Below are 26,379 nucleotides of genomic sequence, written 5' to 3'. Positions count from 1 at the left end.
GCCGTCAGCTTATATCTCCAACTTTAAAAGGTCTCCCAGACCTTTTAAACTCCCACCCCCGCACAGCTCCAACAGTCCTATTCCCCGCTAACTATTTGATATAAAGAACGAATAATTTATTTTCCTATTATAGCCAAGTTTTGGGAAGATAATTAACAAGTAAAATTTCATTGCATTTTTAACATTAGAAAGAGAGTGATTGAAAAATGGCGTATACAGAAGATCAAATTAAAGATATCCAGGAGCGTATTTTTCAAGCTCTTGAAGATGTGATTGACCCTGAACTAGGGATAGATATTATCAATCTAGGACTAATTTATGAAATTCGTTTTATTGATGGCAAAGCTGAAATTGATATGACTTTGACCACAATGGGCTGTCCCTTAGCTGATTTGATTACAGATCAAATACATGATGTTTTAAAAGATGTCCCAGAAGTGACTGAAGTGGATGTGAGACTTGTCTGGTCACCGGCTTGGACTGTTCAAAAAATGAGTCGTTATGCTCGTATTGCATTAGGAATTAAGTAATATAAATATGTGATGGTTTCGAACGTTCGAAACCATTTTTTAAAGAATGTTTGTTGTTTTTGAATAAAATATTACAAATTCTACTTGTCAAAGGACTATTTCCGTGTTACAATAAACAGGCCTAGGAAAAGTAGCGATACCTATTCTAGCAAATATCAGACCTATATGGGACAGAAAATTGTCATAACCAAAGCCTACGGACAGGCGGGTCGAATGCCGAAGCGTGGCGAAAGCCACATTATTGATTGAGTTAAAAGCTCAAATTTTATAAGTTGATTTTAGGATTTACCCTAATTCTTACATCAAATTTTAGTGTGGTGAAAGCACACGTCATCTTGTGAAACGGTCAATAAAGTACGTATATATTTGCACTGGAGAGTAGGAAACGGTAGGCACATAAACTCAAGAGAAGAATAAAAAACGTCAATAACGATTGTAGAGCAGGATTTTACCCTGCTCTTTTTACATGTTTAAAAAGGGCAAAGATAAGATGTTGTACTATAAGTAAAAGCAAAGGAGTTTTTCTACATGAAAAATCAACACCAGGCCCCTATTTATGAGGGATTGGTTAAATTAAGACGCAAACGGATAGTTCCTTTTGATGTTCCGGGTCATAAACGGGGACGCGGAAATGCAGAGCTTGTTGAGCTTCTAGGTGAAAAGTGTGTTGGCATTGATGTCAATTCCATGAAACCCTTAGATAATTTAGGGCATCCTGTTTCGATCATTCGTGAAGCAGAAGAATTGGCAGCAGAAGCTTTTGGGGCCAGTCATGCTTTTCTTATGGTTGGAGGAACTACGTCTTCTGTCCAGACCATGATTTTAGCAACATGTAAGGCAGGGGATAAAATTATCCTTCCTCGGAATGTTCATAAATCTGCCTTGAATGCTTTGGTTTTATGTGGGGCTATTCCTGTTTATGTTGATATGACCGTTCAGCCAAGGATTGGAATTGCTCTTGGACTGGAGAACGACGCTTTTGCACGGGCGATTGTTGAGCATCCAGATGCAGTTGCAGTTTTGATAAATAATCCAACTTATTATGGTATTTGTTCAGATGTTAAAACTCTCACTGAGATGGCCCATAAAGCTGGTATGAAAGTTCTAGTAGATGAGGCTCATGGGGCTCACTTGCATTTTTCTGATCAACTTCCTTTATCCGCTATGGCTGCTGGTGCCGATATGGCTGCTGTTTCCATGCATAAATCAGGTGGTAGTTTGACACAAAGTTCCCTTTTGTTGGTAGGTTCTGAAATGAATGTTGAATATGTTCGTCAAATTATCAACTTAACTCAGTCTACCTCAGCATCTTACTTACTCTTGTCTAGCTTAGATATTTCAAGGAGAAATCTAGCTCTCCGTGGGAAAGAGTCTTTTGAAAAAGTCATTGAAATGGCTGAATATGCCCGTACAGAAATCAATGCAATTGGTGGTTATTATGCCTATTCAAAAGAATTGATTGATGGACAGTCTGTGTTTGATTTTGATGTGACGAAACTTTCTATTTACACACAAGGCATTGGCTTAACTGGTATCGAAGTCTACGATCTTCTGCGAGATGAATACGATATTCAGATTGAATTTGGTGATATTGGAAATATCTTGGCATATATTTCAATTGGTGACCGTTTGCAAGATATTGAGCGGTTGGTGGGTGCTTTAGCGGATATTAAGCGCTTGTATTCACGTGATGGTTCTGATTTAATTTCAGGGGAATACATCCAGCCTCAATTGGTCTTATCCCCTCAGCAAGCATTTTATGCAGAACGTGACAGTCTCTCGCTACAAGATGCTGTTGGACAGGTTTGTGGGGAATTTGTTATGTGCTACCCGCCTGGCATTCCGCTTTTGGCACCAGGTGAACGAGTGACCCAAGAAATTGTAGATTATATTATTTTTGCCAAGGAACGTGGCTGTTCTGTTCAAGGAACAGAGGATCCAGATGTTAATTTTATCAATGTTATTAAGGAGAAATAGGCATGGAAATGTGGTTTTCAGAAGTTCAAACACCTGATGTAAAATTGTCCATTCGCACCAGTCAACAACTTTATGCTGGAAAAAGCGAATACCAAGATATAGCTGTGTTGGACTCGCCAGCCTTTGGAAAAATATTAACCCTTAATGGTCGTGTTTTATTCTCGGATGCAGATGACTTTGTCTACAATGAGATGGCAGTACATGTACCAATGGCAGTTCATCCAAATCCTAAGAAAATCTTGATTTTAGGTGGTGGAGATGGTGGAGTTGCTCAAGTTCTCAGTATGTATCCTGAAATCGAACGCATTGATGTAGTAGAGCCAGATGAGTTGTTGGTTGAAGTGTGTCGTCAGTATTTCCCAGACTATGCATCAGGACTTGAAGATGAGCGTGTAGAGGTTTATTTGCAGGACAGCCTGCGGTTCTTGCGCAATTGTGAAAATGAATATGACATTATCATCAATGATGCGACAGATCCATTTGGACACACGGAAGGGTTGTTTACCAAGGAATTTTACGGTAATGCATACAGGGCCTTGAAGGAAGATGGCATTATGGTCTACCAACATGGTTCGCCATTTTATGATGAGGATGAGTCGGCTTTTCGTTCCATGCATCGCAAGGCTAGTCAATCATTTCCAATTAGTCGTGTCTATCAAGCCCATATTCCAACTTCAGCTGCAGGTTATTGGTTATTTGGATTTGCTTCTAAAAAATACCATCCAATTGAAGATTATGATAAGGAAAAATGGAAAGCGCGCGAGCTTTTTACAGAATATTATACAGCTAACCTTCATGTGGGAGCATTTCTCTTGCCCCGCTATGTAGAAGACATTTTAGAAGAGGAGGAGAAAAGAAAATGAGTCGTTTATTAGTCATTGGTTGCGGTGGCGTAGCCCAGGTTGCCATCAGCAAGGTGTGTCAGGCAGAAGATACTTTCAAGGAGGTCATGATTGCCAGCCGTACCAAGTCCAAGTGTGATGATTTGAAGGCTGCCTTAGAAGGAAAAACTTCGGTAAAAATCGAAACTGCACAAGTGGATGCGGACAAGGTAGAAGAAGTGATTGCCTTGATTGAAAGCTACCAGCCAAAAGCCGTTTTAAACGTTGCCCTCCCATACCAAGATTTGACCATTATGGACGCTTGTTTGGCGACTGGTGTGGACTACATTGATACAGCCAATTATGAAAGTGAAGATACTGAAAATCCTGAATGGCGTGCTATTTACGAAAAACGTTGTGAAGAAGAAGGATTTACAGCCTACTTTGATTACTCATGGCAGTGGGCTTATAAGGAGCGTTTTGAAAAAGCAGGGCTGACAGCGCTTTTGGGATCCGGGTTTGATCCAGGTGTGACCAGTGTATTTTCTGCTTACGCATTGAAACACTATTTCGATGAAATCCACTATATAGATATCTTAGATTGTAATGGGGGAGACCATGGTTACCCATTTGCGACCAACTTTAACCCTGAAATCAACTTGCGTGAGGTTTCAGCACCTGGTTCCTACTGGGAAAATGGCAAATGGGTGGAAGTTGAAGCCATGTCTATCAAGCGAGAATATGATTTCCCAGAAGTGGGTCAGAAAGACATGTATCTTCTCCACCATGAAGAAATTGAATCCCTAGCTAAACACATTCCAGGTGTGAAGCGGATTCGCTTCTTTATGACTTTCGGTCAATCCTACTTGACTCATATGAAATGCTTGGAAAATGTTGGTCTCTTGCGGACTGACCCAATCAACTTTAATGGACAAGAAGTAGTGCCTATCCAATTCCTCAAAGCCCTCTTACCTGATCCAGCCAGCCTTGGTCCACGTACTGTTGGGAAAACTAACATCGGTTGTATTTTCACAGGGGTCAAAGACGGTGTGGAGAAGACCATCTACATCTACAACGTATGTGACCACCAAGAGTGCTATAAGGAAGTGGGTTCACAGGCTATTTCTTACACAACTGGTGTTCCTGCTATGATTGGAACCAAGCTTGTCATGGACGGAACTTGGAAAAAACCAGGTGTATACAACTTGGAAGAATTGGATCCAGATCCATTTATGGACTTGCTCAATCAATACGGATTGCCTTGGCAAGTAGTAGAAAATCCAGTTTTGGTGGACTAGATGAGAATTGATCAAATCCCAACACCAGCTTATGTCATTGATGAAGCTAAGCTGGTCAACAATTTAGAAATTCTCAAGTCGGTCCAAGATCGAACAGGCTGTAAGGTCCTTTTGGCCCAAAAAGCCTTCTCCATGTATGCCACCTATCCGCTCATCAGCCAATACCTAGCTGGAACAACTGCATCAGGCCTCTATGAAGCCAAGCTGGGTCGTGAGGAGTTTGGGGGCGAAGTCCATGTCTTTGCTCCAGCCTTCAAGGATGCGGATTTGGAGGAGATTTTGGAGATTGCGGACCATATCGTCTTTAACTCAGAGCGCCAACTCCGCAAGCACGTGGACAAATGCCGAGCAGTTGGAGTCAGTGTTGGTCTGCGTATTAATCCAGAGTGCTCCACCCAAGGTGACCATGCCCTCTATGATCCCTGCGCAGCAGGTTCTCGCTTCGGTGTTCGTATTGACCAGTTTTCAGAAGACCTGCTGGACTTGGTGGATGGTCTGCATTTCCATACACTCTGTGAGCAAAATTCGGATGATTTGAAAACGACCTTGGATGCTGTTGAGGCCAAATTCGGTCCCTATCTACACCGTATTAAATGGCTCAATATGGGCGGAGGCCATCATGTGACCAGAGAAGATTATGATCTAGAATTGCTGATTTCCTCTATCCAGCACATGCAGGAAACCTATGGATTAGAAGTATACATTGAGCCTGGTGAAGCCATTGCCCTCAATGCGGGTTATTTGGTGACAGAAGTTTTAGATATCATTGAAAATGGTATTGAAACGCTAGTGTTAGACGCATCAGCCACCTGCCATATGCCTGATGTCTTGGAAATGCCCTATCGCCCACCGCTTCGTCATGGCTTTGAGGCAGGTGAAAAGACCTATACATACAGACTATCTTCCAATACCTGCCTGACGGGCGACATCATTGGCGATTATTCCTTTGAAAAACCTGTGGAGATTGGCGACAAGCTCTACTTTGAAGATATGGCTATTTATTCCTTTGTAAAAAACAATACCTTCAATGGCATTGGTCTGCCAAGTCTGGTCTTGATGGACAAGACTGGTGACTGCCGAATTGTTAAGAGTTTTGGATATGAAGATTTCAAAGGGAGGTTGTCATGATAGAAAGTCCAAAAGCGGCTGGCTACCGCATGCCTGCTGAGTATGAGCCCCATCATGGTACCCTCATGGTGTGGCCGACTCGCCCAGGATCCTGGCCCTTTGATGGTCAGGGGGCGAAAAAAGCCTTTAGCCAGGTCATTAAAACCATTGCTGAAAGCGAGCAGGTATATCTCTTGGTGGATGAGGCACACCGTGAGGAGGCTCAATCCATGTTGGGGCCTGACATCACCTACCTGGACATCCCCACCAATGATGCTTGGGCGCGTGACACAGGTCCGACGGTTTTGGTCAGTGATAATGGCAGAGCTTTGTCTGTCGATTGGGCCTTTAACGCTTGGGGCGGAAACTATGATGGTCTTTATCAGGACTATGAGTCAGATGATCAGGTGGCTAGTCGATTTAGTCAAGCCATCGGTCTGCCAGTCCACGATGCCCATCCCTTTGTCCTAGAAGGCGGAGCCATCCATAGCGACGGTGAGGGAACCATCTTGGTGACAGAATCCTGTTTACTAAGCCCAGGCCGCAACCCTCATCTAACCAAGGACCAGATTGAGCAGGTGCTTCTAGATAGTCTAGGTGCTGAAAAGGTTCTCTGGCTTCCATACGGAATTTTCAATGATGAAACCAATGAACATGTGGACAATGTTGCGGCCTTTGTTGGTCCAGCTGAGATAGTTTTAGCCTGGACAGATGATGAGGCAGACCCCCAATATGCCATGTCCAAGGCTGATTTGGACTACTTGGAAGAGCAAGTAGATGCTAAGGGCAGAAAGTTTACCGTACATAAACTGCCTATTCCAAAACATCCTATTCTAGTAACAGAAGAGGATTTGCCAGGCTATGTCTATGAAGAAGGGGAAGAAGAACGGACTGCTGGCGAACGCTTGGCAGCTTCCTATGTGAATTTTTACGTCAGCAACGGTGCGGTATTAGTGCCTCAGTTTGATGATGAGCATGACGCTCATGCACTGCATCTCCTAGCGCAGCTTTTTCCAATCAGAAAAGTCGTCGGCATACCAGCCCGCGACATCCTGCTAGGAGGTGGAAATATTCACTGTATCACCCAGCAAATCCCACTTTATGGTGCTAAATGTCGCTGATACGACGTCGTTGAATTGCCCATCATGAATTTATGAAAAGGATCAAAAAAAATGAGAAATGTTACTGTTGCTGCTGTTCAAATGCAATGCAGTCATATTTTAGCTGAAAATTTGGCGACTGCAGAGCGTTTGGTCAGACAGGCTGCTGGTCAGGGAGCGCAGATTATTCTCCTGCCTGAACTTTTTGAGCGTCCTTATTTTTGTCAAGAACGCCAATATGACTATTATAGCTACGCTAAATCTGTAGAGGAAAATGATGCTGTTCAGCACTTTATTCCCATTGCCAAAGAATTACAGGTGGTTATACCCATTTCTTTTTATGAAAAAGATGGAAATAGCCTCTATAATTCCATTGCGGTTATTGATGCGGATGGTAGTGTTTTGGGAGTTTACCGTAAGACTCATATTCCTGACGACCATTATTATCAGGAGAAGTTTTACTTCACACCGGGAAATACTGGGTTTAAGGTCTGGGAAACTCGCTATGCCAAGATTGGTATTGGCATCTGTTGGGACCAATGGTTTCCAGAAACTGCTCGCTGTTTGGCTCTAAATGGGGCAGAATTGCTTTTTTACCCAACAGCTATCGGCTCAGAGCCGATTTTGGATACAGATAGCCAAGGACATTGGCAACGGACCATGCAAGGGCACGCTGCGGCCAATATCATACCAGTTATTGCAGCTAACCGTATTGGCTTGGAAGAAGTCCAGCCATCTGACGAAAATGGTGGACAGTCTTCTAGTTTATGTTTCTATGGTTCCTCTTTCTTGACTGATGAGACAGGAGAACTTTTAACAAAGGCGGGACGTGAGGAAGAAGTTGTCTTGCTTGCAGTGTATGATTTGGATAAGGGAGCGCGTGAACGTTTGAATTGGGGACTATTTAGAGACCGCAGACCTCATATGTATCGACGTATTTCGGAATAAGAAGCAGAAAGAATTCTTCAAAATACTAAAAAAACTTGGTTGATTGGACCAAGTTTTTTATTTCAAAAAATGATGTAGCCAGTAGCTACAGTAAATCCAAAAATAGCTGTATGCAATGATAGAAAATGGTCGACAGATTAGGATAATCGAAATGAACTTCCGATAGCTCATACTTGTCAGTCCAGAAATCATCACAACAATATCGGCTGGAGTGAAGGGGAATAACATACAGAAAACGAAGAATATTTCATAACCTCGCTTATTGTCAACTTTCTTTTCATATTTATCGAACGTATCTTCGTTCATAAATAAGAGACAGAATTTTTTACCATATCTCCGAGCGAGCCAGAATAAAATAATACTTCCAATATTTATTCCAATGTAATTTAGGATGAAACCCCACCAAAATTTAAAGACAAGGAAACCAACGACAGTTGTTACCCCACCAGGAATGATAGGGAAAACAACTTGAATAATTTGTAATCCTATGAAAGTTAAGCTGCCATAGACACCTTGATTTTGTAATAAATTGGATAATGCATTCTGATCATTTAATATTCCGATTTTGTAAAGCCAAAAAAGGAATATAGCTGTGCCGATCAATACAAGCACACTTAGAACTTGTATAACTTTTTGAAAGAATTTATACATAATTTCATTCTACCATATTTCTTTTGTAATTAAAATTCAGGAACATAAATAAATACTCTTTGCAATTCATTCAAGAATCTGATATAATAACTCTCGTATCTAACCCACGGGGTTGTTACGGATTCGACAGGCATTATGAGGCTTGTTCTGCAACCCATCGGCAGATGTAAAAATGCCAGTTAAATATAACTGCAAAAAATACAAATTCTTACGCATTAGCAGCTTAATAACCTGCTAGCGTGACCATTCGCAAATTGCTTGTGTTTGTTGATTGGTCTTAATTTTACAAGCTACGTTGGAATTGAGTCAGGCTGTTCCAAAAGAGATTTACTGACTCGCTTGTACTCGGTTTGAGTTATGTATCGAGTCCAAGTTAAAGTAAGACATAACCTATGGTTGTAGACGAATAAGTTAGCAGATGTTTGGACGTGGGTTCGACTCCCACCAACTCCATATATGGAAGATTACTCAAGAGGCTCAAGAGGCCGTGTTGGAAACGCGGTAGGCGTGTAACAGCGTGCGTGGGTTCGAATCCCATGTCTTCCGTATTGCAAGAACGATTTAAAATCGTTCTTTTTTATTTTTCAAAAGAGTCTTTCCATCAATGACGTTCATTTTAAGGCACATACAACTTGATTTTTAAGGAAAATGTGGTATGATAAGTGACAATATACTTATGAAAGAGATGTAAATACTATTGAATGTTCAGAAATTAGCCAAAACCGAGTTGCATTGTCATCTAGATGGTTCATTGTCGCTTTCACTTATTCGAAAACTTGCTCAATTAGCTAATCTCTCTCTCCCAGAAGAAGATAGTGATTTACGTCAGTTAGTCAGTGTTGATGGCAAGGTGGATAGTTTGATGACCTATTTGAAAAAGTTTGATTATACTCGTCCACTATTACAAACTTCTGAGGCTCTCGAATTAGCTGCGTACGATGTTGTGCAACAAGCTGCAATGGATAATATTTTGTATATTGAGATTCGTTTTGCCCCCGAGTTATCAACTGATGGAGGTCTCACTGTCCTAGAGGCCGTAGAAGCAGTTTTGGCAGGATTAGAGCGCGCTCAGAAAGATTTTCATATAATGGCTAAATTATTGGTCTGTGGATTAAAACAAACCAATCCAAGTCAGACTAAAGAAATCTTTTCAGCCATTGCAGATTTGGCCCTTAAAGGCTTAGTTGGTTTTGATTTTGCAGGAAATGAGGCTGAATATCCAACGGAGGATTTAGAAGAGCTTATCCAATTTACACAATCCTTGGGCTACCCTATCACATTTCATGCTGGTGAATGTGGCTGTGTGACCAATGTTGCTCATGCTCTGGCACTTGGTATTAAGAGGATTGGACACGGAACCGCCCTCTATAAGAACCCGAAGGTTATTCAGGGACTTATTCATAGTGGAGCAACGGTCGAAATGTGTCTAACATCAAACCTCCAAACTGGAGCTGCCTCATCACTAGCAAGCTTTCCCTATTCTCAACTGATAGAGGCGGGAGCAAAAATCACAATCAATACCGATAATCGAACCGTTTCAAATACAAACTTAAATAAAGAGTACCAACTGTTTGTCGAACATTTCGGTACAACTAAAGAAGATTTTTATCAATTTAATCGTCACGCCATTCATGCAAGTTTTGCTAGCGAGAAAGAAAAGGAAAAATTGTTACGCATTCTTTCGCTAGCCTACCAACAATTACCTGTAAAAAGAAAGCTCTATACCACGTCCGAGTGACATGGAAAGAGCTTTTTATTATTGTAGGTTCAACTTCTTGGTCATGATATAATGGGTACCAAAGTAATACCCAAAGGCCAAAACAATATTTAATAATACAAAGAACGGATTTGGATATAAAGAGCTAATGGTATCTGCATATACATCTCCTTGGTTAATATAATAGAACATACTGATTGATCCTGACAAAATACTGATACCGATGTAAGTTAAAATGGCAAATAGTAATCGATGATCTCGAAATAGTTGACCAACTGAAATAGAAAAGTAGATAAGTAGTATTCCCCTTATACTCTCAATCAATGTACTAAGAGCATATGCGATGAATACACCGATATCAACTTGCTGAAACACGTGTTCCAGTTCAGGAATTAATAATTCATTCGTTGACATAAGTACGAAACTGATTACTATTCCAATAGCTAGGAGAGCAGTTATTCCTGCCAAGAAGTACCATACTAAAGAGGCGACTAGTTTACTAAGGATCAGTTGGTGACTATTGACTGGAAGGGTCATGGTTAAGTATCCTTGTCTTCCGTAAATATTGCTTCTAAAACGGTTGATGACCAGAACGAAGGTTGATAGAAAGAGTGCTGCAATTAGAATACCGAATACCATTGATGAAGTACCGAAAAGGAACATTTCTGCGTTTGCAGTACTCACAGCAGATGTAGTTGATTTTAATACCAAAGCCTGTATCCAAAAACCTAATACGACTGAAAGAATAATGACTCCCAAGTAGATTCCTAAATACCATTTTCCAACGGATTTGAATTCATATTTTAATAGTTTTTTAAACATTACAATCCCCTTACATGTTCTGCTTTAAAATCTTGACGGAAGAGTGAATCAATGGATTCTCCTGTTTCAATTCTCAAATCATCTACGTTCCCTTGTCGGATAACACTACCGTACTGTAGGAAAATGACTTCATCTAATATTTGTTCAACATCAGCAATTAAATGAGTAGAGATGATAACGGAAGCCGTTGGAGAATAATTATTGATAATTGTACGTAAAATATAATCACGTGCTGCAGGATCAACTCCGCCAATTGGTTCATCTAATACATACAATTGCGCTTGTCGACTCATAACTAATATCAATTGAACTTTTTCTTTGTTCCCTTTTGAGAGATGTTTCATTCGACTATTCAAATCAATTTGCAATTCCGCTAAGAGGGTGCAGGCACGTTCCATATTAAAATCTTTGTAAAAATCTGCAAAAAAATGTACAGCTTCAATTACTTTCATTTGTTCGTCCAAATAGGTTGTATCTGGAAGATAGGAAACGATAGCTTTTGTTTCTGGTGAGGGGGTAAGCCCATTAATGAGAACTTGACCATACTCAGGTTGAAGTAAGCCGTTGATAATCTTAATCATAGTTGTTTTTCCTGAACCATTTGGACCTAACAAGCCAATTATTTTTCCAGCTGGTAATTTCAAGTTAACATTGTTCAGTGCGACAGCACCTCCATATGACTTGGAAACTTGTTGTAACTCGACCAGTGTAAACGCATTATTCATAAGAAACTCCCTTCAAGAAATCATCTAGTTGTTTAACTAATTCGTCTTGCTTGAAACCTAAATCAAGCATATTTGTAACAAAATTATCTACTTCATTCTGTGCTAATTGGAGACGAGTTCGTCGGATTAATTCTTCGTTATCTGTCACATATCTGCCAGTGGTTCTAACGGAGTAAACGAATCCTTCTGTTTCAAGGTCAGACAACGCTCGTTGGACTGTGTTGGGGTTTACACCAGCAGTCTCAGCTAAATCTCGGACAGTAGGAAGTTTGTCTCCTGATTTTAATTGGTTTGTTACTATTTGCAATTTTATGGTATTGCTTATCTGGATGTATATTGGGATGTTATTATCAAATTTCCAAGCCATGATTTGCGCCTTTCTATAGGTTAGGTTGTGTTTGTATTTTTGTTCTATATACATAATACAAAAAAACTTCTTGGACTGCAAGAGAAATGTTTCATCAAGATGTATTTTTGACAAGAAATATGAGGTTAGAATGATTTTGAATTGAAAATCAGGTGAAGATAGGTTGTAAAGCTTGAACTCTGAATTTTGGAATTACCGAACCACGGAATGCGTGGTATCGATATTTTTGGTATAATGTATATAATAATAAAAAAGGAGAACACCATGCTAGCGCAATTAGATACAAAAACCGTCTATACCTTTATGGATAGCATGGTTACAATTGAAGAATACGTTAAACGTGCAAAAAATCTCGGCTATCAAACTATAGGAATCATGGATATTCATTCTTTGTACGCTGCATATGGATTTTTGGAAGCCTGTCAAAAAGAAGGGCTCAGACCCATCATTGGTTGTGAATTGGACTGGAAATATAATAACGGCCAGTCAGAAATTTTAACGAAACTGATCGCATTATCGACAAAGGGTTACCAAAACCTGATGAAAATCTCTACCGCAAAAATGACCGGTCAAGATGATTTTGATTCGATTCGTCAATTCCTTCAAGATATTGCAGTTATTGTCCCTTTTAAAGATGGTGTCGATAAACTTGATTTAGGGGTAGACTATTATATAGGTATTTATTCAGATACACCAGTTCAGTCTTTTGACCATCCTGTCCTTCCGTTACATACAGTGCGTTATTTTCAAGAAAATCAACTAGAGAGTCTACAAGTTTTACGTGCTATCAAAGACAACATTCCTCTTAATCAAGTAAACGAAATTGAACACCAACAAGTTTTACTATCTGCTGAAAGATTGACGATGAGCTTCATGGACCGATATCCTCAGGCAATCTCCAATCTTGCACAATTAGTGGAGAATGTTTCTTATCATCTTGATAAAAAAGTTAAACTTCCTCGATTTAATCGTCAGCGACCTGCAGTTGAGGAATTGAGAGAAAAAGCACAGGCAGGCTTAGTGGAAAAACAATTGGATTCCCCCCTTTATAAAGAACGTTTGGATAAGGAATTGGCCATCATTCATCAGATGGGATTTGATGATTATTTCCTGATTGTATGGGATTTACTTCGATTTGGTCGTAGCCAGGGTTACTATATGGGAATGGGACGAGGATCAGCTGTAGGAAGTTTGGTTGCTTATGCATTAAATATTACAGGTATTGATCCTGTCAAACACAACTTGCTATTTGAAAGGTTTCTAAATAGTGAACGGTATTCTATGCCTGATATAGATATTGATATACCGGATGTCCATCGCTCGGATTTTATCCGTTATGTCCGTGATCGCTATGGTAGGACGCATGCAGCTCAAATTGTGACCTATTCTACTTTTGGAGCCAAGCAAGCTATCCGCGATGTCTTTAAGCGTTTTGGAACACCGGAATATGAACTGACCAATATTACTAAAAAAATTTCTTTTCGTGATAGTCTGGAGTCCGCTTATCAGAGAAACGCCGCATTTCGCCAAATCATCAATAGTAAAATAGAGTATCAAAAAGCCTTTGCTATTGCTAGACAAATTGAAGGCCAGCCAAGGCAAACATCAATTCATGCTGCGGGTGTTGTGGTTAGCGACGAGGACTTGACGGATACTATTCCATTAAAAATCGGTGACGATATGCTGATAACGCAGTACGATGCTCACGCGGTTGAAGCTAATGGACTTCTAAAGATGGATTTTCTGGGGTTAAGAAACCTGACATTTGTTCAGAAAATGGCGGAATTGGTAAAGAAGAAATATAATAAAACGATTGATATTGCTGCAATTGATTTGGAGGATTCGGCAACTTTAGAATTATTTGCCAAAGGGCTGACCAAAGGTATTTTTCAATTTGAACAGCCAGGTGCTATTAGCTTATTAAAACGTGTAAAACCTACTCGTTTTGAGGATATCGTAGCTACTACAAGTTTGAACCGCCCTGGTGCGAGTGATTATTCAGAGAATTTTGTTCGACGAAAACAGGGCAAAGAAGCAGTCGTCTTGTTAGATCCATCAATTGCTTCCATTCTTGAACCGACCTACGGGATTATGCTTTATCAAGAACAGGTCATGCAGATTGCTCAAGTGTATGCTGGATTTACACTTGGGAAAGCTGACTTGCTCCGTCGAGCCATGTCTAAGAAAAATGCTCAGGAGATGCAAGCGATGGAGGCTGATTTTTTAATAGGAGCTGAAAAGAATGGCCATGATAAGTCAAAAACCAAAGATATTTTTGCGATGATGGCCAAGTTTGCTGGCTATGGTTTTAATAGAAGTCATGCCTATGCGTATTCAGCCCTTGCCTTTCAGATGGCCTTTTTTAAAACTCATTATCCAGATGTATTTTTTGAAGTGATGTTGAATTATTCGAATGTAGGTTATATTCATGATGCCTTGCAATTCGAATTTCAGATTGCCCCATTGTACATCAATACCATTCCCTACCATGATAAATTTGAGAAAGATAAAATCTACATGGGTCTAAAAACTATTAAAGGATTATCTAAAGATTTCGCTATTTGGATAATAGAAAATCGACCATTCATTACATTCGAAGATTTTATTCTACGACTACCTCATCAATATAGAAAAAAAGAACAGTTATTGCCATTGATACAACTTGGTTTATTTGATGAGATTGAGTCGAATCGGAAGAAAATAGTTGAAAATCTTGAAAATCTGTTCGTTTTTGCGGAAGCATTTGGGACATTTTTTGCGGAGGAAGCCTATAGTTGGAAGCATGTGGATGACTATTCCAATATCGAAAAATACAACATGGAACAAGAAATAATTGGTTTGGGAATTAGTCCACACCCTCTCATTCAATTACGAAAACAATCTTCCCAACGACTTACTGACATTGTAGATTTAGAAACTGAAAGCAAGGCAACAGTTTTGGTTCAAATTCAATCTGTGCGTGTTATTCGAACCAAAAAAACTGGGGAGCAGATGGCCTTTTTACAGGTGACTGATACGAAACAGAAATTAGATGTTACCTTGTTTCCTGAAACTTACAGGAAGTATCAGTCATTATTAAAGGAAAATAGTTTCTGTTATATCACGGGAAGGGTTCAAGAAAGAGAGGGACAGCACCAACTTGTACTAGACCAGTTGGAATTGGTTTCTCAGGAAAAATGTTGGATTTTGATAGAAAACCGGGAAAATGATTTTGCGATTGCTCGAATCTTAGAGAGATACAAAGGCCCCATCCCAGTTATATTACACTATCAAGATCGGAACGAAACAATAAAAGTTGAGCAATTTAGCGTTGTAAAGTCACCACAATTAGTAGAAGAGTTGGCAGAATTTGTTATGAAAACGGTTTTTCGTTGAAAAATAGCAAAAAGTCAAGCATCTTCCTTGCAAGTATGTTATAATAAGACAGTTAAAATGAAATTTTAAAGGAGCAAATGAAATGAAGCGTATTGGTGTTTTAACCAGTGGTGGGGACGCACCTGGTATGAATGCTGCCATTCGTGCAGTTGTTCGCCAAGCAATTTCAGAAGGAATGGAAGTATATGGTATCAATGAAGGCTATGCTGGAATGGTAGCTGGAGATATTCACCCATTAACTGTCCGTTCCGTTGGAGATATCATCTCTCGTGGTGGTACATTCCTTGGTACTGCTCGTTATCCAGAATTTGCCAAGTTGGAAGGTCAACTAAAAGGGATCGAGCAATTGAAAAAACACGGAATTGAAGGTGTTGTAGTTATTGGTGGCGACGGCTCTTATCATGGAGCTATGCGTCTTACTGAACATGGTTTCCCAGCAATTGGGTTACCTGGTACGATTGATAACGATATTGTAGGAACTGATTTCACTATTGGTTTTGATACTGCTGTTACAACAGCCATGGAAGCTATCGATAAAATTCGTGACACTTCTTCAAGTCACCGACGTACTTTCGTTGTTGAAGTAATGGGACGTAACGCTGGGGATATTGCGTTGTGGTCAGGTATTGCATCTGGTGCAGATATTATCATTATCCCAGAAGAAGGATTTGATATTCATGATGTTGTTGAAAAAGTTAAATCTGGCTATGAAAATGGTAAGAAACACAGTATCATCGTATTGGCAGAAGGTGTTATGCCGGCTAGTCAATTCGCTAAAGAATTGAAAGCAGCTGGTGACGTTAGCGATCTTCGTGTAGCTGAACTTGGTCATATCCAACGTGGCGGTTCACCAACAGCTCGTGATCGTGTACTCGCATCTCGTATGGGCTCACATGCAGTTAAATTATTGAAAGCAGGCCGTGGTGGTTTAGCGGTCGGAATTCGAAATGAAGAAATGGTTGAAAATCCAATTCTAGGGACTGCAGAAGAAGGTGCATTGTTCAGCTTGGCTGAAGATGGCAAGATTATTGTCAATAATCCACATAAAGCCGATTTGGGACTTGCAAAGTTAAATCGTGACATCTCAATCTAATAAGTCACACATCATAGATTGTAAACAAGGGTCATAAGACCAGTTATTTATAAAAGGAGTTTTATATATCATGAACAAACGTGTCAAAATCGTTGCAACTCTTGGTCCTGCGGTTGAAATCCGCGGTGGTAAAAAATTTGGTGACGATGGTTACTGGGGCGAAAAATTAGATGTTGAAGCATCTGCTCAAAAAATTGCCCAATTGATTACTGAAGGTGCTAACGTATTCCGTTTCAACTTCTCACATGGTGACCACCAAGAGCAAGGGGAACGTATGGCAACTGTACGTCGAGCTGAAGAAATTGCTGGTAAAAAAGTAGCTTTCTTGTTGGATACAAAAGGTCCTGAAATCCGTACTGAGTTATTCGAAGGTGATGCAAAAGAGTATTCTTATACCACTGGTGACCAACTGCGTGTAGCAACAAAACAAGGTATTAAATCAACTAAAGAAGTGATTGCTTTGAACGTTGCAGGTGGTTTGGATGTGTTCGACGACGTTGAAGTTGGTAAACAAATTCTTATTGATGATGGTAAGCTTGGATTGACTGTTATCGCAAAAGACGAAGAAACTCGTGAATTCATCGTTGGTGTTGAAAATGATGGTGTTATCGCAAAACAAAAAGGTGTAAACATTCCTTACACTAAAATTCCTTTCCCAGCTCTTGCAGACCGTGATAACGCAGATATTCGTTTTGGTCTTGAGCAAGGTTTGAACTTCATCGCTATTTCATTTGTACGTACTGCAAAAGACGTTGAAGAAGTTCGTAACATCTGTAAAGAAACTGGTAACGATCACGTTCAATTGTTCGCAAAAATTGAAAACCAACAAGGTATCGATAATATTGATGAAATCATCGAAGCAGCTGATGGTATTATGATTGCGCGTGGTGATTTGGGTATTGAAGTACCATTCGAAATGGTTCCAGTTTACCAAAAAATGATTATCACTAAAGTGAATGCGGCTGGTAAAGCAGTTATTACGGCAACAAACATGTTGGAAACAATGACTGAAAAACCACGTGCAACTCGTTCAGAAGTTTCAGACGTGTTCAACGCAGTTATCGATGGTACAGATGCCACAATGCTTTCTGGGGAGACAGCAAATGGTAAATACCCTGTTGAATCAGTACGCACAATGGCAACTATTGCTAAGAATGCTCAAAGTTTGTTGAATGAATACGGTCGTTTGACTTCAGATCACTTTAACCGTGCTTCTAAAACAGAAGTTGTGGCTTCAGCAGTTAAAGATGCAACAAGCTCAATGGATATCAAACTTGTCGTAGCTCTTACCGAATCTGGTAACACTGCTCGTCTTATCTCTAAATACCGTCCAGATGCTGACATCTTGGCTATAACATTTGACGAAAAAACTCAAAAATCATTGATGATGAACTGGGGTGTTATTCCAGTTGTAACTGAAAAACCTGCATCAACTGATGACATGTTTGAAGTTGCTGAAAAAACTGCCCTTGAATCAGGATTGGTTCAATCAGGTGATAACATCGTTATCGTCGCTGGTGTTCCAGTTGGTTCAGGTAATACAAACACAATGCGTATCCGCACTGTAAAATAATTTAATAATGGAAAAGCCTATTGTATCAACGATTATTCGTTGTACAGTAGGTTTTTATATGTTTAGCAATTTCAAGTAGTATGAATCAGTTCTCAAATATATTAAATAAAGGGAAAAATAAAAGAGTCAAAGGCTAGTTTTTGACTCTTTTTATATAATTATTAGGTGAGTATGGTGTACGATCAAAGTTTGTTTCGTATCCAAGAATTTCATTTGCGATTTGCCAACCGATAATTGGCCCATTTGTTAAACCAGTAGAGCCTAGACCGCTAGCAACCCAGACATTAGGCATATCCTCAATATTTCCGTAGAATGGAGAATAAGTTGAAGTATAAGCTCGCGTTCCAATGCGAGTTCTTGCTACAGGATAATTTGCCAAATCAGGCATGAATTCGGCTATTTTATCATGCATGGCTTGGATTTTTTCAGGGTCTAGTTCTAAATCGTACCCCATATCATCTTCATGAGTTGCACCAATAATGATTTTTCCATTTTCAAATGGTAGGATGTCAATCTCTCCGTAAGGCATACAAACTGGCCAATTATCTGTATCGAATTCTGTATCTAATTCTAACAATTGTCCTTTTTGTGGTCGAACATCCACTTGATAACCAAGAGGTTCAAGAATATGTGGCAACCAGGCCCCTGTAGCTAAGATTATATGGTCAGCACTAAACACTTGATGTTCTACTTCAACTGTATTGGCATCTAACAGTTTTGCCTGTCCTTGTAGAAGCGCTCCGCCATTTTTTAACACTTGCTCTTGAAGGATATCGATTAAACGACTGCCATCTATACGACCGCCACCTTCTAAATGAATTCCAAAAAAATCGGGTTTGAGTGGTGGAAGGTACTGGCTGATTTCTGCGCCAATTAAAGGGGTGATTTTCCCAATAGTTGGAGTGTCAACACGACGGTCCTCGGCTATTTTTTGTATTTTATCAAGTAGTTCAGGCTTGCTTTTTAGGCCGATAGTTCCAGTCTGTTTGAAGGGAATCTCAGTAGCACCCGATTTTTCCAAATCGGCTACCAATTTTCGGTAGAAAACAGCACCATCGGATGTTAACTTATACCAGTCTTTATTTTTCTTTTGAGCCATCCATGGGCAAATGATACCAGCAGCAGCTCGAGTAGCTGTTCCTACTCCAGAGTCTATTAGTGTAAGGTCAATTTGTTCTTCTTGGGAGAGATAGAAGGCGGCTGTTGAACCGACTATTCCTCCGCCTATAATAATAACTTGTTTTTTCATAAGTTAATTATATCACAAATTCATAAGTTTATTTATTTTTTTCAACATGATACAATAGAAAATAAGAAAAATTGAGGAGTTCGTGTGTCAGATATAATGTATCCTGAGGTCCTAACCGTCGGAAGTGGGGCCGTAAAAGTTGCAACAGTCGGAGATAGTTTGACTTATGGATATGGCTTAGAGAATCGTGAAAAAGATGCCTATCCTTTTATTCTAGCTGAGAAACTTGGCTCACATTATCAAGTTTCAAATTATGGTTTGAGTGGGCGTTCACTTCAGTCAACTGCAGATTTTCCTTATTTTAATGAGAAAAATGCTCAGTTATCTTTGGATAGCGAAGCGGATATTGTGATCATCATGATAGGCAGTAATGATAGCCGAGCGCCTTATTGGAATAGAGAACGGTTTGTCCGGGAGTATAAAGAAATGGCAGAGCGTTATGCTAATCTCTCAAGTCAGCCAGATGTATATCTTGTTATTCCACCTTTCGTTCCAACTAGTCGCTTTGGATTGAATAATCAAATTGTTGAAGCAGAACTTCAAACAATTATTGCTGAAATAGGGAATCAATTGGATCTTCCAGTTATAAATCTCTATTCGGTAACAAAAGGTCATAATGAGTATTATAGTGATGGGCTCCATTTGAATCCACTAGGAAACCAAGTAATTGCTTCTGAAATTTACCGTCATCTCGTCAATGAAATAGTTTGAAATATGATATAATGTTAAGTGAAAGGGTGAGATTATGGTTAAAAGAGATTTTGTAAAACACATTGTATTGTTATTATTGTTACTAACGGGAATCATTGGTTTACGTGTTTGGTTTTTTGAGCCAGTAACAATTACCAAAGATGAATCAAATACTTATTTACATGAAAATGATTACATTATTGCATTTAAAAATGCAACGATTGAACATGGAGATTTCATTTTGTATGAGATTGATGGTCACGAATATGTCAGCAGAGTCATTGCGATGACTAATGAGAGAGTTACTTATATGGATGATGTATTATATCGAAATGATGTCGTTGTGGATGAAACTTATTTGGATGCTCCTCAATTTCAAGAATATTATACGGAGGATTTAACGGTGGCTACCATCACAGATGGAAAGCTTCAAGTAATTCCAAGGGATTATTTTTTGGTTTTGAATGATAATCGCACGAATAAAGATGATAGTAGGACTTTTGGATTGATTCCTAAAAAAAATGTGATTGGTCGATTAACGTTTAGAATTAGTCCGCTTTCAGATTTTGGTTTTATAAAAACAGGATTAGTAAACGAAAACTAGTCCTATTTTTTTGCTTACATAAAGAAAAGGGCTATACCAATTTTTGTGTTGACAAAAAGAAACGCGTATTGTATACTGTTTTTACTGGTTTATTGACCTGAAATAGGGCTATACCAATTTTATTAATAATGAAAGAATATGTTAGTAAACATCTTAGGTAAATAATATGTGTGGAATCGTTGGTGTCGTGGGTAATGCAAATGCAACTGATATCTTAATCCAAGGTCTTGAAAAATTGGAATATCGCGGTTATGATTCAGCAGGTATTTTTGTAGCAGATGGGGACCAAGCGCATCTTGTAAAAGCAGTCGGCCGTATTGCTGAACTATCAGCAAAGCTTGGCGATAAGACTGAAGGAACAACAGGAATTGGTCATACACGTTGGGCAACACATGGAAAACCGACTGAAGACAATGCTCACCCTCATACATCACAAACTGGTCGTTTTGTTCTCGTACACAATGGTGTGATTGAAAACTATCTAGAAATAAAGAATGATTTTTTAGAAGGCCACAGTTTCAAAGGACAAACAGATACAGAGATTGCTGTCCACTTGATTGGTCAATTTGTTGAGGAAGGTTTGTCAACTCTAGAAGCCTTCAAAAAAGCATTGAAGATTATTCAAGGTTCATATGCCTTTGCCTTGATTGATGCTACGGATGCAGATACTATCTATGTTGCCAAAAATAAATCTCCACTTTTGATTGGATTAGGCGATGGCTATAACATGGTTTGCTCAGATGCCATGGCTATGATTCGTGAGACAAGTGAATATATGGAAATTCACGATAAGGAATTGGTTGTCGTGAAAAAAGATAGTGTTGAAGTCATGGACTATGATGGCAATGCGATTGAACGTGGAAGTTATACAGCTGAGCTTGATTTGTCAGATATTGGTAAGGGAACTTATCCATACTACATGCTCAAGGAAATTGATGAGCAACCAACTGTAATGCGTAAATTGATTAGCGCATATACTAATGAAGCTGGTCAGGTAACGGTTGATGCGGATATTATCAAGGCAGTACAAGAAGCTGACCGTATCTATATCTTGGCTGCTGGAACTTCCTATCACGCAGGATTTGCCTCAAAAGACTTCTTGGAAAAATTGACTGATACACCAGTAGAGCTGGGAATTTCATCAGAGTGGGGCTACAATATGCCGCTTTTGAGTAAAAAGCCGCTCTTTGTCATGATTAGCCAGTCAGGTGAAACTGCTGATAGCCGTCAGGTATTGGTTAAAGCTAATGAAATGGGCATTCCAAGCTTGACAGTAACCAATGTACCAGGCTCAACACTGTCACGCGAAGCAACTTACACTATGTTGCTCCATGCAGGTCCAGAAATTGCGGTAGCTTCTACAAAAGCCTATACTGCCCAAATTGCTACCTTGGCAGTTTTGGCTAAGGCTGTCGGTGATGCAAATGGCAATGCCTACGCAAAAGATTTTGATTTGGTACATGAATTGTCAATCGTTGCACAATCCATCGAGGCTAGCTTGTCAGAAAAAGATGTGATTGCTGAAAAAGTGGAAAAATTGTTAGCTACAACTCGTAATGCATTTTACATTGGACGTGGAAGTGACTATTACGTTTCTATGGAAGCAAGCTTGAAATTGAAAGAAATTTCATACATCCAATGTGAAGGTTTTGCGGCAGGTGAATTGAAACACGGTACCATTTCATTGATTGAAGATGGTGTTCCAGTTTTGGCCTTGATTTCAAATCATCCACATCTCGCAAGTCATACTCGAGGCAATATCCAGGAAGTAGTGGCGCGTGGTGCCAATGTCTTGACAATAGTAGATGAAGCAGTAGCTAAGGAAGAAGATGACATCACTGTTACAACTGTTCATCCATTCTTGTCAGCGATTGCTATGGTCGTTCCAACACAGTTGATTGCTTACTATGCAACATTACAACGCGGTTTGGACGTCGATAAACCACGTAATTTGGCGAAATCAGTAACAGTTGAATAATTTGTAGAGGAGATTTGGTGAATCCAAATCTTCGGCTCTTTGTCAACTGTAGTGGGTAGATGAAAAGCTAACACCTAGAGAGGACGAACTTCGTTCTCTCTTTCTTTATCTCTTTTTTGTTTTTAGGAGATAAGCTGAAAAGGGCTCTCCCCAGCCCTTTTCACTGTTCAATGCAATCAAAATCCGTTTTTTAAAGTTTTCAGGCTCTTTTTGCAAAAATATACAATACAATGGAGAATTTATTGAAAATTCTTTGAATTAAAGGATATTTTTTGATATACTAGAACCTACTAATTCTTTTAGGAGAGCTCTATGGATTATGTTTTGGAAGTCCTACCCAGCCTATTGAGTGGGGCGGTTGTCTCCTTGCAGGTATTTTTTTTCGTATTAATTTTATCCCTGCCTTTAGGAGCAGTTTTTGCGTTTTTGATGCAGATTCGATTTAAACCCTTGCAGTGGTTATTGCATATCTATGTACTAATTATGCGTGGAACACCATTGCTGTTACAATTAATCTTTGTTTACTACGTTTTACCAAGTGTGGGTATTACTTTTGATCGAATGCCAGCGGTTATTCTTGCTTTCACCCTAAATTATGCGGCTTATTTCTCAGAAATTTTCCGAGGGGGGATTGAAGCCATCCCTGCCGGCCAATACGAAGCCGCTAAAGTATTAAAATTTACACCCGTTCAGACGATTCGATATATTGTTTTACCACAGGTAGTAAAAATAGTACTACCTAGTGTTTTCAATGAAGTAATGACATTGGTGAAGGACACTTCATTGGTTTATGCTCTTGGGGTGAGCGATCTCTTGCTAGCTAGTCGAACGGCTGCCAACCGAGATGCTAGCCTAGCACCAATGTTTATTGCAGGTGCTATCTACCTTTTGATGATTGGAGTCGTGACACTCGTTTCTAAACAGGTAGAAAAGAAATTTGACTATTATAGATAGGAGGAAGCCATGTTAGAATTACGTAATCTTACAAAACGTTTTGGTAACAAACAGATTTTCTCCAACTATAATTTAGTTATTCCTGAGGGGAAGATTGTAGCTATTGTTGGTCAATCAGGTGGTGGTAAAACGACCTTATTGAGGATGTTGGCAGGATTGGAAACAATTGATTCAGGAACATTGATTTACAATGGTCAAACTCTACCGCTTGAAGAATTAGAGAAACGAAATTTGCTGGGCTTTGTCTTTCAAGATTTCCAGCTTTTTCCACACTTATCCGTTTTGGAAAATTTGATTCTTTCACCAATAAAGACACAGAACATGTCTCGTTCAGATGCGGAAGACAAGGCCCGTAAACTATTGGATACTCTTGGGTTAGCCAACCATGCGACTGCTTATCCATTTTCCTTATCGGGTGGACAAAAGCAACGAGTGGCCCTAGCCCGTGCTATGATGATTGATCCTGAGATTATTGGTTATGATGAACCAACTTCAGCCTTGGACCCCGAATTGAGAAAAGAAGTTGAAAAATTGATTCTTGAAAATCGGGCGACAGGTATAACGCAAATCGTAGTGACTCACGATATGCAGTTTGCTAAAAATATCGCAGATGAAATCATCAAAATTGAACCAAAACATTGAGGTAATTAAAATGATGAATATGAAAAAGATTGTTTTAGGAGCAGTTGCTCTCGTATCGAGTCTCGCTTTAGTAGCATGTGGGTCTAGCGACTCAGCAACCAAGTCAGATAACTGGTCTACCTACGAATCTGAAAAATCTATTACGATTGGGTTTGATAAAACCTTCGTTCCTATGGGATTTGAACAAACAGATGGTTCTTACACAGGTTTTGATATTGATTTAGCAAATGCTGTTTTTGAAAAATATGGAATAACTGTTGAATGGCAGCCAATTGACTGGGACTTGAAGGAAACGGAATTAACGAATGGCAATATCGATTTAATTTGGAATGGGTATTCAATTACGGACGAACGGAAAGATAAAGTTCTTTTCACCAATCCTTACACGGACAATCAACAAGTTCTTGTCACCAAAAAATCTTCCAACATCAGTCAGGTATCTGATATGAAAGACAAGGTGTTGGGTGCGCAAGCCGGTTCCTCAGGATATTCAGTATTTGAAGGCCAGCCTGCTATCCTAAAAGATATTGTGCAAAATAATGATGCGAGCCAATATGCAACATTCAATGAAGCCTTGATTGACTTGAAAAATGATCGTATTGATGGTCTCTTGATTGACCGAGTATATGCTAATTACTACTTGCAACAAGAGGGAATCATTGATGACTATAATATCATTGATGCTGGTTTTGAAAATGAAGCATTCGCTGTCGGAGCTCGTCAGTCAGATACGACACTTGTAGAAAATATCAATAAAGCATTTACTGAATTGTACAAAGAAGGTAAGTTCCAAGAAATCTCTCAAAAATGGTTTGGAGATGATGTGGCAACTGATGCAGTAAAAAACTAAAAATATAAATAAAAGAGCCTAGTGCTCTTTTTTGGTGCAAAAGAAAAGCCAGTCGTTCAGACTAGGCTTATTTCTTTGAAATTTGGTGGAAAAAGACAGTCCAATTTTCATGACGACGCCAGAGGGATGTATGGACAAAATCGCCAATTTCAAATGTAACTAGTTTAGACTTTTGACTAATAGAAATCATCTGATAGTTGGAAAGATAGTTTGTTTGAACAGGGTGACTTTCAAGCATTTGAGTTTTATCTTGATACCGACCTTTGGCATCGATGAGAAGGTAGTTCTCATCAATTAAAGTCTCATATCCAGTAGCATGTGCTTGTATTTCTGTTTCAAATCGGAAGAGTTTATCATAAACGTGTTCATACATCTCATCGTGTGGAATTTCAGATGGTTCTACGTGTATATCTACATCAAAAACACCATGTTTGAGTGTTAGGAGTTGCTCAACCTGTTCAGTTATTTCATGACTTTCATAAACGGACAGATCCGGATTCATTTCGAGGACAATATCCAGATAGATATTGGCACCATAGGTGCGACCACGTTGTGACTTGACAGAAACAATTTTAGGAAGTTTGAGAATATCCTCTTCGTATTTTTTCAATAAGTTTTCATCAAAACCATCTGAGAGTGTGAAAAAGCTCTCCATAAAAATATCATATGCAGTTTTTAGAATGAAAAAGGTGATGATGATAGCAGCAATTTTATCAACAATTGGGAAGTTAAAGGCTGCAGCAAAGATTGCTATAGAAGTTCCAATGGAGGTGACAGCGTCAGATAGATTGTCCTTGGCAGCGGCTTCAAGTGCTTTAGAATGAACTCTTTTCGCTAGGCGATTATTATAAAAATATACGGCCAACATAACGAGTGCGGAGAAAACACCTACTATTGCCCCCGTGATGTCTACCTCGACTGGAGAATTACTAATTATTTTTTGTAAGGTATCATAGAGGACTTGAAAACCAACGACGAACATGATGAAAGAAGTCATCAAACTAGCGAGGTCTTCCATTTTCCAATGTCCGAATTTATGGTCAGTGTCAGCAGGTTTTTGGGCCATTTTCAATCCAACCAGTACGGCAACATTTCCAATAATATCGGAAATATTATTGAAGGCATCTGCTCGCAAGGCATCTGAATGAAAGACTTGACCTGCAGTCAGTTTTATAATTGACAAGACTATGTAGGTACCTATTGATAGTAAGGCACCACGTTCAGCACACTTTAGATTGGAAACAGTTTGGTTCATGGCATCTCCTTGAATAAGTTTTCATTGTAACAAAAAGCGCCCCTGTTTTCAAG

Annotated in this window: 23 protein-coding genes, 1 tRNA gene and 1 other RNA gene; 19 read left to right on the top strand and 6 right to left on the bottom strand. The window is 39.4% G+C overall.

What is annotated here, in order from left to right; all coding sequences use genetic code 11:
• Positions 1 to 206 precede the first annotated feature (206 nt).
• From ACPC58_RS06495 to aguB, 7 genes are all read left to right on the top strand, one after another.
• Complete coding sequence (locus ACPC58_RS06495; protein WP_024392443.1) at positions 207 to 530, top strand: metal-sulfur cluster assembly factor; 324 nt, start codon at positions 207 to 209, stop codon at positions 528 to 530.
• 528 nt (positions 531 to 1,058) lie between these two features.
• Positions 1,059 to 2,507, top strand: coding sequence for an aminotransferase class I/II-fold pyridoxal phosphate-dependent enzyme (locus ACPC58_RS06490; protein WP_434065571.1), 1,449 nt, complete (start codon positions 1,059 to 1,061; stop codon positions 2,505 to 2,507).
• A gap of 2 nt (positions 2,508 to 2,509) precedes the next feature.
• Positions 2,510 to 3,370, top strand: coding sequence for a polyamine aminopropyltransferase (speE, locus tag ACPC58_RS06485; protein WP_172036629.1), 861 nt, complete (start codon positions 2,510 to 2,512; stop codon positions 3,368 to 3,370).
• Positions 3,367 to 4,626, top strand: coding sequence for a saccharopine dehydrogenase family protein (locus ACPC58_RS06480; RefSeq protein ID WP_252531104.1), 1,260 nt, complete (start codon positions 3,367 to 3,369; stop codon positions 4,624 to 4,626). The genes speE and ACPC58_RS06480 overlap by 4 nt, the downstream gene beginning before the upstream one ends.
• A complete protein-coding gene (gene nspC, locus ACPC58_RS06475) occupies positions 4,627 to 5,754 on the top strand; it encodes a carboxynorspermidine decarboxylase (RefSeq protein ID WP_434065570.1) in 1,128 nt (375 codons plus the stop codon). It begins immediately after the preceding gene.
• Positions 5,751 to 6,854, top strand: a complete 1,104-nt coding sequence (gene aguA / locus ACPC58_RS06470) for an agmatine deiminase (RefSeq protein WP_434065569.1) — start codon at positions 5,751 to 5,753, stop codon at positions 6,852 to 6,854. The genes nspC and aguA overlap by 4 nt, the downstream gene beginning before the upstream one ends.
• 51 nt (positions 6,855 to 6,905) lie before the next feature.
• Positions 6,906 to 7,781, top strand: coding sequence for an N-carbamoylputrescine amidase (gene aguB, locus ACPC58_RS06465; RefSeq protein ID WP_434065568.1), 876 nt, complete (start codon positions 6,906 to 6,908; stop codon positions 7,779 to 7,781).
• Positions 7,782 to 7,838: 57 nt separating this feature from the next.
• On the opposite strand, the gene ACPC58_RS06460 is transcribed toward aguB, so the two are convergent.
• Positions 7,839 to 8,432: a TVP38/TMEM64 family protein gene (locus ACPC58_RS06460; protein ID WP_434065567.1), complete on the bottom strand. Its 594-nt coding sequence runs from the start codon at positions 8,430 to 8,432 to the stop codon at positions 7,839 to 7,841.
• A gap of 108 nt (positions 8,433 to 8,540) precedes the next feature.
• Here ACPC58_RS06460 and ssrA point away from each other — a divergent pair.
• The 3 genes from ssrA (at position 8,541) to add (ending at position 10,170) form a co-directional block, all read left to right on the top strand.
• Positions 8,541 to 8,888, top strand: a transfer-messenger RNA (tmRNA) gene (ssrA, locus tag ACPC58_RS06455).
• Between the two features lie 2 nt (positions 8,889 to 8,890).
• A tRNA-Ser gene (locus tag ACPC58_RS06450) sits at positions 8,891 to 8,978 on the top strand.
• A 145-nt stretch (positions 8,979 to 9,123) separates the two neighbouring features.
• A complete protein-coding gene (gene add, locus ACPC58_RS06445) occupies positions 9,124 to 10,170 on the top strand; it encodes an adenosine deaminase (protein WP_434065574.1) in 1,047 nt (348 codons plus the stop codon).
• 18 nt (positions 10,171 to 10,188) lie between these two features.
• Here add and ACPC58_RS06440 read toward each other — a convergent pair whose 3' ends face one another.
• Genes ACPC58_RS06440 through ACPC58_RS06430 form a run of 3 tightly spaced genes read right to left on the bottom strand, consistent with a single transcriptional unit; the run spans position 10,189 to position 12,063 of the window.
• A complete protein-coding gene (locus ACPC58_RS06440) occupies positions 10,189 to 10,971 on the bottom strand; it encodes an ABC transporter permease (protein WP_434065566.1) in 783 nt (260 codons plus the stop codon).
• Entirely contained in the window at positions 10,971 to 11,696 is a 726-nt protein-coding gene (locus ACPC58_RS06435; RefSeq protein WP_434065565.1) for an ABC transporter ATP-binding protein, read from the bottom strand. The genes ACPC58_RS06440 and ACPC58_RS06435 overlap by 1 nt, the downstream gene beginning before the upstream one ends.
• On the bottom strand, positions 11,689 to 12,063 hold the full coding sequence (locus tag ACPC58_RS06430) for a GntR family transcriptional regulator (protein ID WP_172036622.1): 375 nt from the start codon (positions 12,061 to 12,063) through the stop codon (positions 11,689 to 11,691). Before ACPC58_RS06430 ends, ACPC58_RS06435 begins: the two co-directional genes overlap by 8 nt.
• A gap of 264 nt (positions 12,064 to 12,327) precedes the next feature.
• Between ACPC58_RS06430 and ACPC58_RS06425 the strand changes: the two genes are divergently transcribed.
• From ACPC58_RS06425 to pyk, 3 genes are all read left to right on the top strand, one after another.
• On the top strand, positions 12,328 to 15,438 hold the full coding sequence (locus ACPC58_RS06425) for a DNA polymerase III subunit alpha (protein WP_434065564.1): 3,111 nt from the start codon (positions 12,328 to 12,330) through the stop codon (positions 15,436 to 15,438).
• An 82-nt stretch (positions 15,439 to 15,520) separates the two neighbouring features.
• The gene (pfkA, locus tag ACPC58_RS06420) at positions 15,521 to 16,531 is read left to right on the top strand and encodes a 6-phosphofructokinase (RefSeq protein WP_434065563.1); all 1,011 of its coding nucleotides are present in this window, start codon (positions 15,521 to 15,523) and stop codon (positions 16,529 to 16,531) included.
• Between the two features lie 70 nt (positions 16,532 to 16,601).
• Positions 16,602 to 18,104 (top strand): pyruvate kinase, encoded by a 1,503-nt coding sequence (gene pyk / locus ACPC58_RS06415; RefSeq protein WP_434065562.1) that lies wholly within the window; start codon positions 16,602 to 16,604, stop codon positions 18,102 to 18,104.
• A 133-nt stretch (positions 18,105 to 18,237) separates the two neighbouring features.
• On the opposite strand, the gene ACPC58_RS06410 is transcribed toward pyk, so the two are convergent.
• Positions 18,238 to 19,353, bottom strand: coding sequence for an NAD(P)/FAD-dependent oxidoreductase (locus ACPC58_RS06410; RefSeq protein WP_434065561.1), 1,116 nt, complete (start codon positions 19,351 to 19,353; stop codon positions 18,238 to 18,240).
• Positions 19,354 to 19,437: 84 nt separating this feature from the next.
• Here ACPC58_RS06410 and ACPC58_RS06405 point away from each other — a divergent pair, with 84 nt between their 5' ends.
• The 6 genes from ACPC58_RS06405 (at position 19,438) to ACPC58_RS06380 (ending at position 25,071) form a co-directional block, all read left to right on the top strand.
• Complete coding sequence (locus ACPC58_RS06405; RefSeq protein ID WP_216806977.1) at positions 19,438 to 20,064, top strand: GDSL-type esterase/lipase family protein; 627 nt, start codon at positions 19,438 to 19,440, stop codon at positions 20,062 to 20,064.
• Positions 20,065 to 20,098: 34 nt separating this feature from the next.
• Positions 20,099 to 20,647, top strand: a complete 549-nt coding sequence (gene lepB / locus ACPC58_RS06400; RefSeq protein WP_274504767.1) for a signal peptidase I — start codon at positions 20,099 to 20,101, stop codon at positions 20,645 to 20,647.
• 166 nt (positions 20,648 to 20,813) lie between these two features.
• Positions 20,814 to 22,625, top strand: coding sequence for a glutamine--fructose-6-phosphate transaminase (isomerizing) (glmS, locus tag ACPC58_RS06395; protein ID WP_289648971.1), 1,812 nt, complete (start codon positions 20,814 to 20,816; stop codon positions 22,623 to 22,625).
• A gap of 312 nt (positions 22,626 to 22,937) precedes the next feature.
• On the top strand, positions 22,938 to 23,579 hold the full coding sequence (locus tag ACPC58_RS06390; RefSeq protein ID WP_024392702.1) for an amino acid ABC transporter permease: 642 nt from the start codon (positions 22,938 to 22,940) through the stop codon (positions 23,577 to 23,579).
• Positions 23,580 to 23,588: 9 nt separating this feature from the next.
• Positions 23,589 to 24,221 carry an amino acid ABC transporter ATP-binding protein gene (locus tag ACPC58_RS06385; RefSeq protein WP_434065560.1) on the top strand — a complete coding sequence of 211 codons (633 nt, stop codon included), beginning with the start codon at positions 23,589 to 23,591 and terminating at the stop codon, positions 24,219 to 24,221.
• 19 nt (positions 24,222 to 24,240) lie between these two features.
• Positions 24,241 to 25,071, top strand: a complete 831-nt coding sequence (locus tag ACPC58_RS06380) for a transporter substrate-binding domain-containing protein (RefSeq protein WP_434065573.1) — start codon at positions 24,241 to 24,243, stop codon at positions 25,069 to 25,071.
• 67 nt (positions 25,072 to 25,138) lie between these two features.
• On the opposite strand, the gene ACPC58_RS06375 is transcribed toward ACPC58_RS06380, so the two are convergent.
• Positions 25,139 to 26,326, bottom strand: a complete 1,188-nt coding sequence (locus ACPC58_RS06375) for a cation diffusion facilitator family transporter (protein WP_434065559.1) — start codon at positions 26,324 to 26,326, stop codon at positions 25,139 to 25,141.
• Positions 26,327 to 26,379: the final 53 nt, after the last annotated feature.

This window comes from Streptococcus sp. VTCC 12905 (assembly GCF_049893385.1).
Lineage (GTDB): Bacteria > Bacillota > Bacilli > Lactobacillales > Streptococcaceae > Streptococcus > Streptococcus suis_AA.
The sequence above is the reverse complement of the archived record's forward strand: the minus strand, read 5'-3'. Positions and strand labels throughout refer to the sequence as shown.

Coding starts and splice junctions, on each gene's coding strand:
- glmS (WP_289648971.1), top strand. CDS start 20,814: ATGTGTGGAATCGTTGGTGTCGTGGGTAATGCAAATGCAACTGATATC.
- ACPC58_RS06385 (WP_434065560.1), top strand. CDS start 23,589: ATGTTAGAATTACGTAATCTTACAAAACGTTTTGGTAACAAACAGATT.
- ACPC58_RS06440 (WP_434065566.1), bottom strand. CDS start 10,971: ATGTTTAAAAAACTATTAAAATATGAATTCAAATCCGTTGGAAAATGG.
- ACPC58_RS06490 (WP_434065571.1), top strand. CDS start 1,059: ATGAAAAATCAACACCAGGCCCCTATTTATGAGGGATTGGTTAAATTA.
- aguB (WP_434065568.1), top strand. CDS start 6,906: ATGAGAAATGTTACTGTTGCTGCTGTTCAAATGCAATGCAGTCATATT.
- ACPC58_RS06495 (WP_024392443.1), top strand. CDS start 207: ATGGCGTATACAGAAGATCAAATTAAAGATATCCAGGAGCGTATTTTT.
- lepB (WP_274504767.1), top strand. CDS start 20,099: ATGGTTAAAAGAGATTTTGTAAAACACATTGTATTGTTATTATTGTTA.
- ACPC58_RS06410 (WP_434065561.1), bottom strand. CDS start 19,353: ATGAAAAAACAAGTTATTATTATAGGCGGAGGAATAGTCGGTTCAACA.
- ACPC58_RS06425 (WP_434065564.1), top strand. CDS start 12,328: ATGCTAGCGCAATTAGATACAAAAACCGTCTATACCTTTATGGATAGC.
- speE (WP_172036629.1), top strand. CDS start 2,510: ATGGAAATGTGGTTTTCAGAAGTTCAAACACCTGATGTAAAATTGTCC.
- ACPC58_RS06390 (WP_024392702.1), top strand. CDS start 22,938: ATGGATTATGTTTTGGAAGTCCTACCCAGCCTATTGAGTGGGGCGGTT.
- pfkA (WP_434065563.1), top strand. CDS start 15,521: ATGAAGCGTATTGGTGTTTTAACCAGTGGTGGGGACGCACCTGGTATG.
- ACPC58_RS06460 (WP_434065567.1), bottom strand. CDS start 8,432: ATGTATAAATTCTTTCAAAAAGTTATACAAGTTCTAAGTGTGCTTGTA.
- ACPC58_RS06375 (WP_434065559.1), bottom strand. CDS start 26,326: ATGAACCAAACTGTTTCCAATCTAAAGTGTGCTGAACGTGGTGCCTTA.
- ACPC58_RS06380 (WP_434065573.1), top strand. CDS start 24,241: ATGAAAAAGATTGTTTTAGGAGCAGTTGCTCTCGTATCGAGTCTCGCT.
- pyk (WP_434065562.1), top strand. CDS start 16,602: ATGAACAAACGTGTCAAAATCGTTGCAACTCTTGGTCCTGCGGTTGAA.
- aguA (WP_434065569.1), top strand. CDS start 5,751: ATGATAGAAAGTCCAAAAGCGGCTGGCTACCGCATGCCTGCTGAGTAT.
- ACPC58_RS06435 (WP_434065565.1), bottom strand. CDS start 11,696: ATGAATAATGCGTTTACACTGGTCGAGTTACAACAAGTTTCCAAGTCA.
- ACPC58_RS06430 (WP_172036622.1), bottom strand. CDS start 12,063: ATGGCTTGGAAATTTGATAATAACATCCCAATATACATCCAGATAAGC.
- nspC (WP_434065570.1), top strand. CDS start 4,627: ATGAGAATTGATCAAATCCCAACACCAGCTTATGTCATTGATGAAGCT.
- ACPC58_RS06480 (WP_252531104.1), top strand. CDS start 3,367: ATGAGTCGTTTATTAGTCATTGGTTGCGGTGGCGTAGCCCAGGTTGCC.